Annotated in this window: 9 protein-coding genes; 2 read left to right on the top strand and 7 right to left on the bottom strand. The window is 74.0% G+C overall.

From position 1 onward, the window contains the following. Nucleotides 1–2 precede the first annotated feature (2 nt). Entirely contained in the window at nt 3–1,511 is a 1,509-nt protein-coding gene (glpK, locus tag IEZ01_RS23135) for a glycerol kinase GlpK (protein ID WP_189203544.1), read from the top strand. A 196-nt stretch (nt 1,512–1,707) separates the two neighbouring features. On the opposite strand, the gene IEZ01_RS23130 is transcribed toward glpK, so the two are convergent. The 4 genes from IEZ01_RS23130 to IEZ01_RS23115 are packed head-to-tail and all read right to left on the bottom strand — an operon-like array spanning nt 1,708 to nt 5,938. Then, entirely contained in the window at nt 1,708–2,313 is a 606-nt protein-coding gene (locus IEZ01_RS23130) for a GTP-binding protein (RefSeq protein ID WP_028797297.1), read from the bottom strand. After that, nucleotides 2,294–2,716, bottom strand: coding sequence for a DUF742 domain-containing protein (locus IEZ01_RS23125; RefSeq protein ID WP_019884719.1), 423 nt, complete (start codon nt 2,714–2,716; stop codon nt 2,294–2,296). The genes IEZ01_RS23130 and IEZ01_RS23125 overlap by 20 nt, the downstream gene beginning before the upstream one ends. A gap of 10 nt (nt 2,717–2,726) precedes the next feature. Then, nucleotides 2,727–3,167 (bottom strand): roadblock/LC7 domain-containing protein, encoded by a 441-nt coding sequence (locus IEZ01_RS23120; RefSeq protein ID WP_019884721.1) that lies wholly within the window; start codon nt 3,165–3,167, stop codon nt 2,727–2,729. Continuing rightward, on the bottom strand, nt 3,164–5,938 hold the full coding sequence (locus IEZ01_RS23115; protein ID WP_028797298.1) for a nitrate- and nitrite sensing domain-containing protein: 2,775 nt from the start codon (nt 5,936–5,938) through the stop codon (nt 3,164–3,166). Before IEZ01_RS23115 ends, IEZ01_RS23120 begins: the two co-directional genes overlap by 4 nt. Before the next feature lie 359 nt (nt 5,939–6,297). On the opposite strand from IEZ01_RS23115, the gene IEZ01_RS23110 reads away from it, so the two are divergent. Continuing rightward, nucleotides 6,298–6,750, top strand: coding sequence for a hypothetical protein (locus IEZ01_RS23110; protein ID WP_019884724.1), 453 nt, complete (start codon nt 6,298–6,300; stop codon nt 6,748–6,750). Nucleotides 6,751–6,867: 117 nt separating this feature from the next. Here IEZ01_RS23110 and IEZ01_RS23105 read toward each other — a convergent pair whose 3' ends face one another. From IEZ01_RS23105 to IEZ01_RS23095, 3 genes are all read right to left on the bottom strand, one after another. Next, entirely contained in the window at nt 6,868–11,604 is a 4,737-nt protein-coding gene (locus tag IEZ01_RS23105) for a coiled-coil domain-containing protein (protein WP_189203542.1), read from the bottom strand. Between the two features lie 31 nt (nt 11,605–11,635). Further along, nucleotides 11,636–12,535, bottom strand: coding sequence for a hypothetical protein (locus IEZ01_RS23100; protein ID WP_189203540.1), 900 nt, complete (start codon nt 12,533–12,535; stop codon nt 11,636–11,638). A 293-nt stretch (nt 12,536–12,828) separates the two neighbouring features. Further along, nucleotides 12,829–14,355, bottom strand: coding sequence for a hypothetical protein (locus IEZ01_RS23095; protein ID WP_189203539.1), 1,527 nt, complete (start codon nt 14,353–14,355; stop codon nt 12,829–12,831). Between the last annotated feature and the right edge of the window lie 191 nt (nt 14,356–14,546).

The raw sequence follows: 14,546 nt of genomic DNA, 5'->3' as shown, positions 1-14,546 counted from the left end.
CCATGACGGACACGTTCGTCGCCGCAATCGACCAGGGCACCACCTCGAGCCGCTGCATCGTCTTCAACCAGGACGGTGGGATCGTCGCCGTCGACCAGCGCGAACACCGTCAGATCTTCCCCCGCCCGGGCTGGGTGGAGCACGACGCCACCGAGATCTGGTCCACGGTGCAGGAGGTCGTGGCCGGCGCGCTCGCCAGGGCCGGGCTGCGGGCCGACCAGCTCAGCGCCCTCGGGATCACCAACCAGCGGGAGACGACCGTGCTGTGGGACCGGGCCACCGGCCGGCCCGTGCACCACGCGATCGTGTGGCAGGACACCCGTACCGCCGCGCTCTGTGAGGAGCTCGCCGGCGAGCACGGTCAGGACCGCTTCCGGGACACCACGGGCTTGCCGCTGGCCAGTTACTTCTCCGGCCCCAAGGCGGCCTGGCTGCTCGACCGCGTACCCGGTCTGCGGGAGCGGGCCGAGCGCGGCGAGATCGCCTTCGGGACCATGGACTCCTGGCTGATCTGGAACCTCACCGGCGGCACGGAGGGCGGCGTCCACGTCACGGACGTCACCAACGCCTCGCGCACCCTGCTGATGGATCTGCGCACCCTCCAGTGGGACGAGGCGATCCTGTCCGCGATGAACCTGCCGCTCGCCATGCTGCCGGAGATCCGGTCGTCGGCGGAGGTGTACGGGACGGCCGTGGGCCGGCTCGCGGGGGTGCCGGTGGCCTCCGCGCTCGGCGACCAGCAGGCCGCGGTCTTCGGGCAGGCCTGCTACGAGCCCGGCACCGCCAAGAACACCTACGGCACGGGCAGCTTCCTGCTGCTGAACACCGGCCGGCGGCCGGTGCCGTCGAAGAGCGGGCTGATCACCACCGTCGGCTACCGGATCGGTGGCGCCGAGCCCGTGTACTGCCTGGAGGGGTCGATCGCGATCACCGGTGCGCTGGTGCAGTGGTTCCGCGACCAGCTCGGGATCATCCGCAGCGCCGACGAGATCGAGACGCTGGCGGCGAGCGTGGCGGACAACGGCGGTGCGTACATCGTGCCGGCCTTCTCCGGGCTGTACGCGCCGTACTGGCGGGCCGATGCGCGGGGCGTGGTCACAGGGCTGACCCGGTACGTCACCAAGGCGCATCTGGCGCGGGCGGTCCTGGAGGCGACGAGCTGGCAGACGCGGGAGGTGGTGGACGCGATGTACCAGGACTCCGGGGTCGCGATCACCACGCTGAAGGTGGACGGCGGCATGACCGCCAACCAGCTGCTGATGCAGCACCAGGCCGATGTGCTGGGCGTGCCGGTGATCCGGCCGAGGGTGTCGGAGACGACCTGCCTGGGCGCGGCCTACGCGGCCGGGCTGGCGACGGGGGTGTGGTCGGACACGGACGAGCTGAAAGCCCATTGGCGGCCGGACGTGGAGTGGTCGCCGCGGATGGAGGCGCCCGTCAGGGAGCGGGAGTACGCGAACTGGCGCAAGGCGGTGGAGCGCAGCTTCGGCTGGGAGAACGGTGCCGTGTGACATCACGGCGCGGCCCAGGTGCCGTGTGACATCGCGGCCGGATGCCATGTGCCGTGTGACGTGGCCGTGCGCCCCAAGTCCCGTGTGACATCACGGCCGGCGCCATGTGGCGTGTGACATCGCGGCGCCCCATGACGCACGGCCCGTACCCCTGTCGGTGGGGGTACGGGCCGTGTCGTGTCACATCGGCGTCATGTCACATCGTCGCGGGCTGCCGCTCCCGGCCGGCCAGGATCATCGCGTGCTCCACCACCGACACCAGGACGTTCTTGACGGACTCCCGGTCGCGGGCGTCGCACATCAGCAGCGGCACCTCGTCGTCCAGGTCCAGCGCGGCCCGTACCGTCTCCGTCGGGAACCGGTCGGCGCCCTCGAAGCAGTTGACGGCGATCGTGAAGGGGATGCCGCGCCGTTCGAAGTAGTCGACCGCGGCGAAGCAGTCCTCCAGGCGGCGGGTGTCGGCCAGGACCACGGCACCGAGCGCGCCTTGGGCCAGCTCGTCCCAGAGGAACCAGAAGCGGTCCTGGCCGGGTGTGCCGAAGAGGTAGAGGACGAGGTCCTCGCGCAGGGTGATCCGGCCGAAGTCCATGGCGACCGTGGTGGTCGTCTTGGTCTCGACGCCCTGCAGATCGTCGACCGGCCGCCCCGCCTCGCTCAGCGACTCCTCGGTGCGCAGCGGCCGGATCTCGCTGACCGCGCCGACCATGGTCGTCTTGCCCACCCCGAAGCCGCCGGCGACCAGGATCTTCAGGGTCACCGGCTCGACCGGAGGCTTGGTGCGCCTAGAGCGCCCGAAGGCCATTGATCACCTCGCGGAGAATGCTCACGTCCGGCAGTTCGGCCGGCGGAACGGGACGGGTTACGTGGACGAGTTCGTCCTCGACGAGGTCGCCGACGAGGACCCGGACCACCCCTACGGGGAGGTCCAGTCCGGCGGCGAGCTCGGCGATCGACTGGGGGAAGTCGCTGCAGCGTTCGACGATCTCGACGTGCTCGGGCGAGAGCGTCTGGTCCCGGCCGGGGTCGTCGGCAGCCGGCTCCGGGACGACCACCGCGATGAGGTCCATACGGTGCTGGGAGGCGCTGCTGGTCCGCCCGCGCGTCATCGCGTACGGGCGGACCACCGGTCCCGCGTCGTCGTCGAACCAGTGGTGGGGGTGCCCGTCCAGCGGATCCTGAGTCCCCTGACGGCCGGAGTCAGTCATCCCGGAGCCCTCAGCCGCCGGCGGGCAGGCCGGTCCGGGGTGCCGTGGTCAGGTGGGCGCCCACCCGCTTGACCATGAGCGTCATCTCGTAGGCGACCTGGCCAACGTCGGAGTCGGCGTCGGAGAGGACGGCGAGGCAGCTGCCGTCGCCGGCCGCCGTGACGAAGAGGAAGGCGTCGTCGAGTTCGACGACCGTCTGGCGGACCCGGCCGGCCTCGAAGTGGCGGCCGACGCCCTTGGCGAGGCTGTGGAATCCGGAGGCGACGGCCGCGAGGTGTTCGCCGTCCTCGCGGGTGAGGTCCTTGGACGTGCCGGTGGGGAGGCCGTCGCTGGAGAGCACCAGGGCCTTGCGGATGGATCCGACACGGTCGACCAGCTCGTCGAGGAGCCAGTTGAGTTCGCCGGAACCGTTTCCGGTGGCGTTGGGTGCTGCGGCGTTCGGTGCGGTCATCGACCGTCCCCCTCGGGTGTTGTTCCTGGTGCTGTCTCGCCGGTCCCGGCGTTTTCGGCCGTGGCGGCGTTCTGCCGTCGCCCGCGCTGCCAGCCGCGCTGCATCGAGGCCATGCGGTTGCGTACTTCTTCCGCGTCGCGCTCGATGTCCGTGTCCGCCGCCGCGCGGTCCGCGCGGCCGTCCGTGCCACCCGCTGCGGCGGTGTCGCGCAGCTGGGGGGCGAGGCTGGCCTGGCGGACCCGGCGGGGCAGCCCTCCGAGGAGCATGGTGGGTGACTCGTCGGGGGCGGGCGCGGGCACGAGTGTGGGGGGCGTCGGCGTGGTCGTGGGCTCGGACGTGTGGGGCTTGGGTGCTTGGCGCTCGGAGGTCCGGGGCGCGGGTGCGGCGTGCTTGGGTGCGGGCGCCGGTACGAGGGTGGGCGCGGGCGCCAGCCGGGGGCGTTCGTCGCTGCCGGGCCGGTCGGCGGTGGGCGCCGGGTGGGCGCGGCCCGGCTCGTCGACGCGGCGGCCGTGGTCGGCGACCAGGGTCGGCGGGCGCCGGCGGGGCAGTGGGACGGGCCCGGTGGGGCGCTCGGGGTGCTGCCCGGCGGCCGGCTGGTGCTCGGAGGGCGTACGGCGGTGCGGGTCACGGGCCCGGAAGAGGCCGCCGCGTTCGCTCTCGGTGTCGTCGAGGTCGGCGGAGCTGTCCAGCATCGCTTCGATGCCGGAGTAGGCGGGGCGCTCGTCGAAGTCGGCGGTGCCGAGTGGCGGCTCCAGTTCGACGGGGCCGTCGAGGGCGCGCGTGGTGGCGGCCGGGGAGGGCACCTGGGAGAGCGCGGGCCGTCCGGTGTCGACTCCGTTCTTGCGGTCCAGGCGGAAACCGGTGCCCTGGGTCTCGGGGGCGTCGGTGAGCAGCGCGGCCGGGATGAAGACGACGGCCGTCGTCCCCCCGTAGGGGGACGGCTGGAGGGAGACGCGGACGTTCTGGCGCTGGGCGAGGCGGCTGACCACGAAGAGGCCGAGGCGGTCGGTGTCGGAGAGTTCGAACTCGGGGGTCTCGGCGAGCCGCAGGTTGGCGTCGAGCATGGCCTCGGGGGTCATGCCGAGGCCGCGGTCGTGGATTTCGAGGGTGAAGCCGTTGGTGACCCGCTCGCCGAGGACCTGGACCGCGGTGTGCGGGGGCGAGAACACCGTGGCGTTCTCCAGGAGTTCGGCGATGAGGTGGGTGAGGTCGGCGACGGCGGGGCCGCCGACGCCCAGCCGGGGCAGGCGCCGTACCTCGATGCGTTCGTAGTCCTCGACCTCGGCGACGGCGGCCCGTACGACGTCCATGAGCTGGACGGGCTTGCGCCACTGACGGGAGGGGGCGGCGCCGGAGAGGATCACCAGGCCTTCGGCGTGGCGGCGCATGCGGGTGGTGAGGTGGTCGAGGCGGAAGAGGTCGGCGAGCTCGTCGGTGTCCTCGGTGCGGCGTTCCATGGTGTCGAGGAGCGTGAGCTGGCGGTGGAGGAGGACCTGGTTGCGCCGGGCGAGGTTGACGAAGACCTCGGCGACGCCGCGGCGCATGTCGGCCTGCTTGACCGCGGCCTCGATGGCGGCCCGCTGGAGGGTGTTGAGGGCCTGGCCGACCTCGCCGACCTCGTCCTTGGTGTACTCCAGGTGCGGCGCCTCGGTCTCGATGTCGACGTGCTCGCCCGCGGCGAGGCGGCGCATGACGCTGGGCAGCCGTACGCCTGAGACCTCGTGGGCCTCCTTACGCAGCCGCCGGAGGTCGCGGACGAGGTCACGGCCGATGCGTACGGAGACGATGACGGAGACGAGCAGGGCGAGGAAGCCGAGGACGCCGGCGACGCCGGCCTTGAGGAGCACGCTGTAGGCGGCCGGTTCGACGCGTTCCTGGTAGCGGTCGCCGGCTTTGGTGTTCTCGGCGGCCAGGTCCTCGAGGATCGGGTCGGTCATCTCCTCCCAGCGCGCGAGGTCGGTCGTGCGGGGGTCCTTGGTGGGACCGGCCGTTATGAGGGCGTCCTCGGTTTCGCGCAGGGGGCCGGTGCGGGCGCTGCTCCAGTACTGCTGGAAGATTTCCCGTTCCCGGCTGGGCAGGACCTCCAGGTTGACCTCGTAGAACAGCTTGCGCTGGGCGATCAGGTCGGAGACGGCGCGCAGTTCCTGGGCCGTGATCCGGCGGGTGATGAGGGCGGAGGCGACGAGTGCGTCCTCGCGGGCGAGCATCTCGCGGGCGCGGGCCAGGCCGACGAGGGCGCGGCCCTGCTTGTCCATCTCGACGCTTTCCAGCGCGTGGAGGGACATGAGGAAGCCGTAGCAGGGGTCGACGACGCGGTTGTAGAACTCCAGGGCCTGCATGCGGCCGATGCTGCGGTTCTCCACGGAGCGGCGCAGGGCGGACAGTTCGTCCATCGCGTCCAGGAGGGAGTTGAGCCGCTGGGTCGCCATGGGGCGCATCTCGTCGAGGACGTCGGGGTCCTCGGCGTTGGCGCGGACCCGGGAGATCGCCTCGTCGGTGGCGGCACGGTGGCGGCGCAGTTCGGTGAGCGCTTCGGAGGCGCGAGGGTCGGCGAGGTAGATGAGGGTCTCGTGGCGTTCCTGCTGGATGACCCGGACGGTGTCCTCGAGGGGGTATCCGATCTTCCGCACGATGTAGCCGACGTCGAGGAGCTGGTCGGCCTCGCGTCCGGTGAGGACGGTGGAGAACCCCCAGAGCCCGGTGAGGGAGACAAGCGGCACAAGCAGCAACGCCACGATCTTCCTGCGGATGGACTTCCCGCGAAAGCGCATGGCCTCCCCCAGCTCGACCTCCGCCCGGTGCGGGGGTTCTCACGTCAACAAACGGCGTGAGCCTACTACTGCCTCCCAGCCAACTCGAAGGCACGTCCGGACGATTTTCGGCCGAGGAGCAGAGTGTTGATCACGGGTTGTCCTGGTATTCGGGGAGTTGGCGTTCCCGGCTGTGGCACAGGACACCTGGCAGAGCATCATTTTCCGTGCAGGGACAGATGGCTGGAAGTCTTCCGTCGGCGGGAATCTTTTTGTCCGACCAATCGTCCTTATGTACGGGGGCGGGGGCTGCCGGCTTAAAGCGGCTCAAGACGGGCAGCCACCCTGAAGTCGGTCGTTGGTGGGGAGTGGGCAGAGCGATGGACAGGCACGAGCGCCGGGCAGGGGCGCCCATGGCGGGGGACACCATGGCGGAGCGGAGCGTTCCGCGTCCGTTGTGGGTGGAGGAGCCCGCCAGGCGGCGCCGGATGCCCGACCCCGTCCGTACGGCGGCGGTGCGGGCCGTGTTGCTGACGGCCGTGACGCTCATCCAGGCCATGGTGGCCTTCTTCGCCTCCCTCACCGGCTCCTGGCTCGCCTTCCCCATGGTGCTCAGCAGTGTGGCCAGCACGGTCGTGGCGACCTGGGGCGTGCTGGACGTGTGGGTGACCCGCCAGGTGTGGAACCAGCGGCACGGCGTGGTCTCGGCGCCCAGCAGTACGGCCCGGCAGCTGCGGCGCGAGCGGCGCCGGGCCCGCCGGGAGGCGCGCGGCGCCGCCCGTGAGGCCGCCCGGATACGGAGGCGGGGCACGGGCGGGCTCTCCCGAGCCTGAGTCCCGTACCCCGTTCCCACTCCCTGGGCAGTACGTGCCGTACGTGCCCTGCGTGCCGTACGCGCCGCATGTGCCGTACGCGTCCCCCGTGGGCCTCGGGGGACGCGCTGGCCGCGGCTAGGGGGCCGCCGTGGGCTCCGGCGTGCCGGTGGGTTCCGGTGTGGCCTGGGGCTCCGGGGTGGCGCGGCGGAACATCCGCGTCGCGGTGATCTCGCCGTGGACGCTCTCACCGTCCGGACGCTGCTGGGGCAGACCGGGGCGCAGATGCTCCTCGACGCTGATGTACTTCAGCCCCGCGCGCAGGTCGGCGTCGTTGCGCAGCCGGATGACCAGCGGGAATTCGGCGAGCGCGGTGGTGTCGAAGAGACCCGTGGTGTAGAGGAGCTGGACGCCGAGCGCGTCCGATACGGCGCGCTGGAGCTCCAGCAGATACGTGGCGTTGGCGCGGCCGATGGGGTTGTCCAGGAACAGCGTGCCCGCGTGGCGGTGCTTGTCACGGCCACGGTCGTTGCTGCGCAGAGCCGCCATCGTGCAGTAGAGGGCGATGGCGGCGGTGAGCAGCTGGCCGCCGGAGAAGACGTCGCCCATCTGCCCGACCGGGACGCGCTCGGCCCGCAGCACCGCGTCCGGCTTGAGGATCTCGACCGCGATGCCCTTGGGCCGGAGCGCCGCCTGGACGCCCCGGAGCAGCAGCGACATGCCGTCGCGGCGCAGGTCGGAGTTCTTCTTGACGGCGGCGCGGGTGGCCTCGTCGATGACCTCGCCGAGACGTTCGGTGAGCGTGGCCTGGTCCGGCTCCTCGAAGCGGATCCGCAGGAACTCCTGTCCCGACCACTCCCCCAGCCCCTCGGGCAGCCGGGACAGCCGCTGTGCGGAGCGGAGCGTGGTGAGCGCCGATTCGACCAGGCCGCGCAGCCGGTCGACGATCGAGTCGCGATTGCGCTCCAGCTGCTCCAGTTCGTCGGTGAGGACACGCAGGCGCGGGGCGAACGCCTCGGCCCACTTGGCGGCGTGCTCCGGCAGCGCGGCCGCGGGCAGTTCGCGGATCTGCTGCCGGGCCGGGGTGCGGACCTGCTCGTAGCGGGTGGAGTTGGCGTGGCGTACGAGGATGTCGCAGGACTCCCGTACGGACGCGTCGGCGGCGGACAGGTCGGCCGCGCAGCCGCGCAGGGAGCGGCGGGTCTCGGCGGCGGAGTGCCGGGCCTCCTCCAGGGTGCCGGGGTAGGGGTCCGGCTCCTCCTGCTCCTCCTCGGTGTGTTCGCGGAGCTGGTCGCGCAGGAGGGCGGCGGTCTCGTCGAAGCCGCCGGCCGCGTCCTCGGCGGCGCGGTGGGCCTGGAGCAGTCCGGCGTGGGTGGCGCGGGCGGTGTCCAGGGCGTCGGTACGGGTGGCGAGTTCGCCGGTGGCGGTCCGCAGCAGGGCCTGGGCCTGCTCGGCGTCGGCGGGGACCTGCTCCTCGGGCAGTTCGGTGTGTGCCTCGCCGTCGGCCGGGGCGAGGCGTTCGGCCTCGCCGCGCAGCCGGCCGAGCTTCTCGCTGGCCTCGGAGGCGCGGGTCTCCAGCATCTGGACCAGGGACTCGGCGCGGGCGGCGGCCGCCTGGCGGGACGGGCCGTCGGCGCCGTCGGTGGATTCGAGGAGCTGCTCGGCGCGGGTGCGGACCTTGTTGGTGAGCCGGTCCAGCTCGGCGAGGGCGGCGGACTCGTCGCTCTCGGCGCGGGCCTGCTCGGCGCGGAGGTCGGCGCCCACGCCGACCTTCTCGTACAGCTGGGACGCGGCGCGGTAGGCCTCGCGGAGGGTGGGGAGCGCGGCGCGCGGGGCGTCGGCGTCCTCCTCGGGGAGGTTCTCGGGGGCGCCGGCGATCTCGGCGCGTTCGGCGCGCAGGGCGCGGGCGGTGCGGTGGGCGTCGTCGGCGGCGCGCTGGGCGGCGCGGCGGTCCTCGTCGGCGGCGCGGGCGCGCTCCAGGAAGGTCTGGGCGCGGGCCTCGGACTCGGCGGCGTCGTCGGCGAGTTCGCGGAGCTTGGCCTGCCAGCCCGCGCGTTCCCGCAGCCGGAAGGCGAGGCCCGCGAGGGCGTCGGCGGCGCGGCGGGCCCGCTGGGCGGCCTCCTGCCGCTCGTCACGTACCCGGGCGGTCTCGGCGGCCGCCTCGTCGGCCTCGGTCCGTACGGCGCGGGCCTCGGCGAGGGTCCGCTCCGCGGCTTCGGCGGCCTCGCGGGCGGTGTCCGCGGCGGCCGCGAGTTCGGTGAGCATGCCGGGCGGGCAGTCGGCGCGCCAGGAGCCGATCCGGGCGGCGAGGGAGCGGTCGCCGGTGAGCCGGGCGGCGAGCGTACGGATCTCTTCGTCGCGGGCGGTGGCGCGGGCGCGCAGGGCCTGGCGCTCCTCGTCGGCGGCGTGCTCGTCGTGCATGGCCGGGTTCGGCGGGACGAGGAAGACGTCGGTGTCGCCGGTGGCGTCCGGGGCCGGTACGGGTGCGAGCAGGGCGGCCGCCGTGCCGACGGCGACGGTGGAGCGGGGCAGCAGCGCGGCCCCGGCGAGCACTTCGCGGGCGCGGGCGTAGGAGACGGGGTCGGTGATGACCACGCCGTCGACGAGCTCGGGCCGGGCGGTGAGGACGGCGGCGTGGTCGGCCGGGTCGACGGCCTGGGCGAGGTAGCGCCAGCCGGGCAGGGCGGGGATGCCGTGTTCGCCGAGGTACTCGACGGTGGCGAGGACGTCGGGGCCGGGCGGCAGCAGGCCGCCGTCGCCGAGGGCGCCGAGGATCCGGGAGTCGTCGGCGGCGGCGGTGCGCAGCTCGAAGAGGCTGCGCTCGGCGGAGGCGATGGACTGGTCGAGCAGTTCGCGCAGTTCGTCGGCGTAGCGGTCGAACTCGGTGACGGTGAGGGGGCCGTCCGGGCGGGCGCCGTGTGCCGCGGTGCCGGTGGCGTAGCCGGTGCCCGGGAAGCCTGGGGCGCGGCCGGTGCCGTCGGCCGGCGTAGCCGGCTGGGCGCCGCGCTGGCCGGGCAGGGCCGCCGTGGCGGCGGGCAGGCTGAGCAGTTCGGCGAGGCGGGGGTCGGCGGCGATGGACTCGGCGGCGCGGCGCTCGGCGTCGTACGCGTGGGCGGCGGCGCGGGCCGCGTCCGCCGCGCGGGCGGCGGCCAGTTCGGCCCGGGTCTCGGCGGCGGCGGCCTCGCGGGCCTGGTCGCCGGCGATGCGGGCCGCGTCGCGCGCGGTGTCCCAGGCGGCGACGGCGGTCTTCTCGGCGTCGCTCGCGGCGAGCGCGGCGCGGGCGGGGTCGGCGTCGGGGGCGGTGTCGTCGAGCCAGCCGGCCCGTACCGCCTCGGCGGTCTCCTGCTCGACCTCGGCGAGCCGCTGGCGCAGGTGCTGTGCCTCGCTGCGGGCGCGCTGGGCCTCGGTGGCGGCGGCGGTGGCGTCGCGGTGCGCGGTCTCGCCCGCATCCTGGAGGGCGGCGGAGCGCTCCTCCTCCTCGCTCGCGTGGCGCTCCCCTTCCTCGGCGGCGGCCTGCAGGGCGCGTACGAGATCGGCGGCGGCCTTGGCGCGGGCGGCGAGCGCGGGGGCGGCGTCCCGCTCGGCTTCGCGGATCGCGGCGGCCACGCGCGCGGAGCGGTCGGCGGCGGCGCGGTGCCGGAGGACCGATTCGGCGGCCTGCCACGCCGAGTGGAGCGTACGGGCGTCGGTGAGCTCGCGGCGCTGGGAGGCGGCGCCCTTCTCGGCAGCGGTGAGGGCCAGGGAGGCATGGCGGTAGGCCAGTTCGGCGGCGATCAGGGAGCTGCGGCTGCGCGCGGCCTCGGCTTCGGTGACGGTGTGGGCGGCGGCGGTGACCTGCTGGGCGAGCTCGGCGGCGCGGCCGCGTTCCTCGGCGGCGCGGGCGGAGAGCCGGCGGGCGAGGGTGCGGGTGCGGCGTTCGGCGCCGGCGTGGATGTCGCGGGCGTGGGCGCGGGTCTCGGCGGCGTCGACGATCCGGCCGAGGAGGTCGACGGAGCCGGCGGTGAAGTCGCGTTCGGCGGTGAGTTCGGCGCGGCGGCCCAGTTTGTTGCCGAAGCCGCTGACCAGGTCGGCGAGGCCGTCGGTGTCACGGGTGTCGGTCACGGCGCGCAGCAGCAGGTCGGTGAAGTCGGAGTCCTTCTTGACCGCGAAGAGGCCGGCGGCCTCGCCCTCGTCGGCGTTCATCTCCCGCTGGTAGTGGAAGAGTTCCGGGTCGAGGCCCAGGTCGCCGAGGTGTTCGTTCCAGCGGTCGTGGATCTCCTCCCAGTAGACCTCCAGGTGGGGGTAGGCCTTGCCGGCGTCGGTGAGGGCGTCGCGGAAGCCCTTCATGGTGCGGCGGCGGCCCTGGGCGCCGGAGGTGCCTTCGGCGGGCGGCCGGACGGAGGTGGCTTCGGCGACCGGCAGCGAGTCGAGGCTGAGGCCGGGCCCGGGCCGGAAGGAGTACCACGCTTCGGCGAACTTCCGCGGGTCGTTGGAGACCTGGCGGCCGCGCCATTCGCTGGCCTTGCCGACGACGACGAGTTCGCCGGTGAGGGTGTGCTGCCACTCCAGCGCGACGTGGCCGCAGTCGTCGGCGAGGAGGAACTTGCGCAGCACGCCGGAGCTGGCGCCGCCGAGGGTGTTGCGGTGGCCGGGGAGCATCACCGAGAAGATCAGCTTGAGCAGTACGGACTTGCCGCCGCCGTTCTCGAGGAAGAGCACGCCCGCGGGGGCGGGGCGGCGCGGCGGGCCGACCGGCTCCTCCTCGAAGAACTCCGCCTGCGTGGGGGCGGGGTTGGGCACGGGCTCGCCGACTCCCCGCAGGTCCAGCACCGTGTCGGCGTAGCGCGCACCGGCCGGACCGATGGAGTAGAGGCGGACCCGGGACAGCTCGTACATGGCGGCGGACTCTCGTCGTCTGGAGGGGCGGTTACGCGTGGAAGGGCAGGCCGGCGTCGGCGGCGAGCTCGAGGTCGTCGCCCTCGGGCGGCGGCAGGAGGGTGGCGGAGCCGTCGGTGACCGGGACGATGCCGAGGTCGAGGAGCTCGGCCATGGCGGCGCTGCCGGCCATGTCGCGGACCTGGAGCTGGTAGCGGGCGGTGGTGCGGTACGAGCCGCCGGCGTCGTCGCCGGTGCGCTGGAGGAAGCCGGAGTCGGTGAGGAAGGCGACGGCCTTGCCGACGATGCCGGTGGTGGAACCGGCGAGGCGGCGGGCGTCTTTGGTGGCGCCGGTGGCACTGCGCCGGGCGTAGATCCGCCAGGCGGCCTCAAGGCCGGGGGCGTCGGTGGCGGGGTCGGTGTTCTCGCCCTGCTCCTCGGCGCGCTCTTCGAGGCGGCGGCAGGCCTGGCGTACGAAGGCGTCGACGCCGTTGACGGTGAGGCGGCCGATGTAGCCGTCGTCGGCGAGGTCCTCGGGGCGGGGGAAGGCCATGGCGGCGACGGCGAGATGGGCGAGGCCGTGCAGGAAGCGGTCGGCGGAGTCGGTGGAGGCGCGGCGGGCGTAGTCGCCCATGCGGACGGCGAAGACGGAGTCCTCGCCCGCGGTGACGGCCATCCCCGCGCGCGGGGAGACTTCGAGGACGACGAGGCCAAGGCCGGTGGCGACGGCGTCGGCGAGCCGCGCGAAGGCGGGCTCCTCGCGGTAGCGGCGGAGCAGGTCGGCGTACTCGGCGTCCCGGGCGGGCAGCAGCTTGGGCTGCAGCCCGAAGGAGACCAGCCGTGCGGCGTCGGCCGCGTCGGCGGGAGTGACCCCGCCGGCGGCGACGGGCGCGGCCGGCGCCCCCTCGGCCTCACTCCACGCGTCGGCGTGCTCTGCGTGGTGGTCACTCACGGCTGGGGCTCCTTGGTGCGGGTGATCGGTGGTGCGGGTGATCGGTGGTGCGGTGGGGCGGGGGTGCGGGGCGGTCCGTGTCCGGGGGCGGGCGGGGGCCGAGCGGCGGGCGAGCACGGCATGTCCCGCGCGGACGGACCGGGTCTCCGGCGCGAGGTCGCGGGAGGCCGGCACGAGGTCCGGGCCGCTCGGCTCGGACCTCGCGGTGGCCGGCCCGGCGGGGCGGCGAGCGTGCGCCCGGGGTCGGGTCGGGCCGACTTGGGCGGGGAGCGCCCTCTGTCGGCCCGGGGCCGTCATGTGGACTCCTGGCGGTCCGCGGCCATGCCGGCCGCGTCGAGGAGGGCCGTGCCGACTATCAGGTCGGCGCCGCCGAACTCGGGGTCGTTCAGTTCCGTGCCGTCGTCGACGGCGAACAGCAGCCGCTCCTCGCCCTGGCGGTAGGCCGTGCCGACCGGAGGGCTCGCCGCGTGGACGGCGAGGAGGGCCACCAGGTAGGGAAGGTCGGGGTCCCGGCGGCGGGCTTCGGCGAGGAGGCCGGAGAGGCGGCGCGGGGCGTCGTGCTCCAGGTCGAGGAGTTCCATGGCGGCGGCCAGCTGCTCCTCGCTGAAGCGGCTGTCGTCGGGGGTGGCGATCAGGTCGGGCTCGGGCATCTCCGCGCCCAGGTGCTCCCGCTCGACGGGCGGCGTGAGCAGCATGTCGACGAGGTCCGTGACCCGCACCGACACGGGGGTGCGCAGTCCGGTTCCCTTGGCGAAGAAGGCGTCGGTGACGCGTATGGCCTGTTCCACGGGGAGCGGCAGGATCGGGGCGACCAGCTGGCCGTAGAGGTCCATGCCGGTGTGCGGGGCGGGCGCCGCGAAGGCCTGCCGGTCCTGTTCGGCGCGGAAGAGCGGTCCGGCGTCCAGGAGGCGGGACTGGAGCTGGGTGTGACGGCGGATGCAGTCCTTGACGATGTCCACGAGCTCGGCGGCGCGCCGCTTGTGCTCCTGGTCCTCCGCCTCGTCGCGGGCCTTGCGGATGTTGGTCAGGATCGCGTTCTCGTGGCGGTAGCGGTCGGCGACGTGGTCGAGCGCCTCGGCGATCATGTCGGGTACGGCCTGCAGCCAGTCCACCGCGCGGACGTTGCGCCGGGTCGCCTCCAGGGTCTTGCGGAGGGTCTCGGCGTACTGCACGGTGCGGTAGCGCGCCTGCTCGGCGGCGAGCTGCGCGTCGGCGAGCCGGCCGCGGCTGATCAGGACCTCGAGCTTGACCTCGGCGGCGATCTGGGCGCTGGTGACATCGGTGTCGAGGGCGCCGACCAGGACGTTGACGGCTTCGTCGGTCGTACGGAGGTAGACGCTGCCGCCGTAGCCGGGGACTTCCTCGATCAGCTTGAAGTCGTAGTCCCGCCGGACGTACACGCCGTCGGGGCCGAACGTGCCGTAGACCGCTCGGAAGCCGCGGTCCACGCTGCCGACGTTGATCAGGTTCTCCAGCACCCAGCGGGCGACGCGCTCGTGCTCCGCGGCGGGGCGGCCGGGGGCCTGGGCGGCGACGCGGGGCAGCAGCCGGGCGACGATCTGCTCGTGGTCGGCGCCGGTGTCGAAGTCCATGTTGAGGGTGACGAGGTCGATGGCGGCGAGGGCCACCTCCGCCATCGCGTAGACCGAGTACTCACCGGCCAGATTCGCCTTGCGCGCGTCCAGGTCGTGCAGGGGCGCGGTGCACGCGAGCGCGCGCAGCCGCCGCGCGAGCCCTTCGTCGGCGGCCGGGCCCTGCGCGGGCCGCGGCCCCGCGCTGAGCTGGGGCGGAGCGAAGTCCGTCGAGGCAGGCGAAGTCACGGTGCACAGATTAGGTCCTCGCACTGACAACGGTCGAAACGGCGCAGATGCGGCCGACGGCGGGGCGCGGCAGCGGGGTGGTCGGGCGTCGGTGACGGGGCGCGGGGCCGGGCGGTCAGGCGTGGGCGGCGAGGCACTGGAGGGCCGGTCAGGCGTGGGCGGTGGGGCGCCGGAGCGGGCCGGTCGGGCGT

The sequence above is a fragment of the Streptomyces purpureus genome (assembly GCF_014648195.1).
GTDB classification, from domain to species: Bacteria; Actinomycetota; Actinomycetes; order Streptomycetales; family Streptomycetaceae; genus Streptomyces; species Streptomyces purpureus.
Note: the sequence above shows the minus strand (reverse complement) of the source record. Positions and strands in the feature narration are given on the sequence as shown.

Coding starts and splice junctions, on each gene's coding strand:
- IEZ01_RS23110 (WP_019884724.1), top strand. CDS start 6,298: ATGGACAGGCACGAGCGCCGGGCAGGGGCGCCCATGGCGGGGGACACC.
- IEZ01_RS23115 (WP_028797298.1), bottom strand. CDS start 5,938: ATGCGCTTTCGCGGGAAGTCCATCCGCAGGAAGATCGTGGCGTTGCTG.
- IEZ01_RS23120 (WP_019884721.1), bottom strand. CDS start 3,167: ATGACCGCACCGAACGCCGCAGCACCCAACGCCACCGGAAACGGTTCC.
- IEZ01_RS23130 (WP_028797297.1), bottom strand. CDS start 2,313: ATGGCCTTCGGGCGCTCTAGGCGCACCAAGCCTCCGGTCGAGCCGGTG.
- IEZ01_RS23105 (WP_189203542.1), bottom strand. CDS start 11,604: ATGTACGAGCTGTCCCGGGTCCGCCTCTACTCCATCGGTCCGGCCGGT.
- glpK (WP_189203544.1), top strand. CDS start 3: ATGACGGACACGTTCGTCGCCGCAATCGACCAGGGCACCACCTCGAGC.
- IEZ01_RS23125 (WP_019884719.1), bottom strand. CDS start 2,716: ATGACTGACTCCGGCCGTCAGGGGACTCAGGATCCGCTGGACGGGCAC.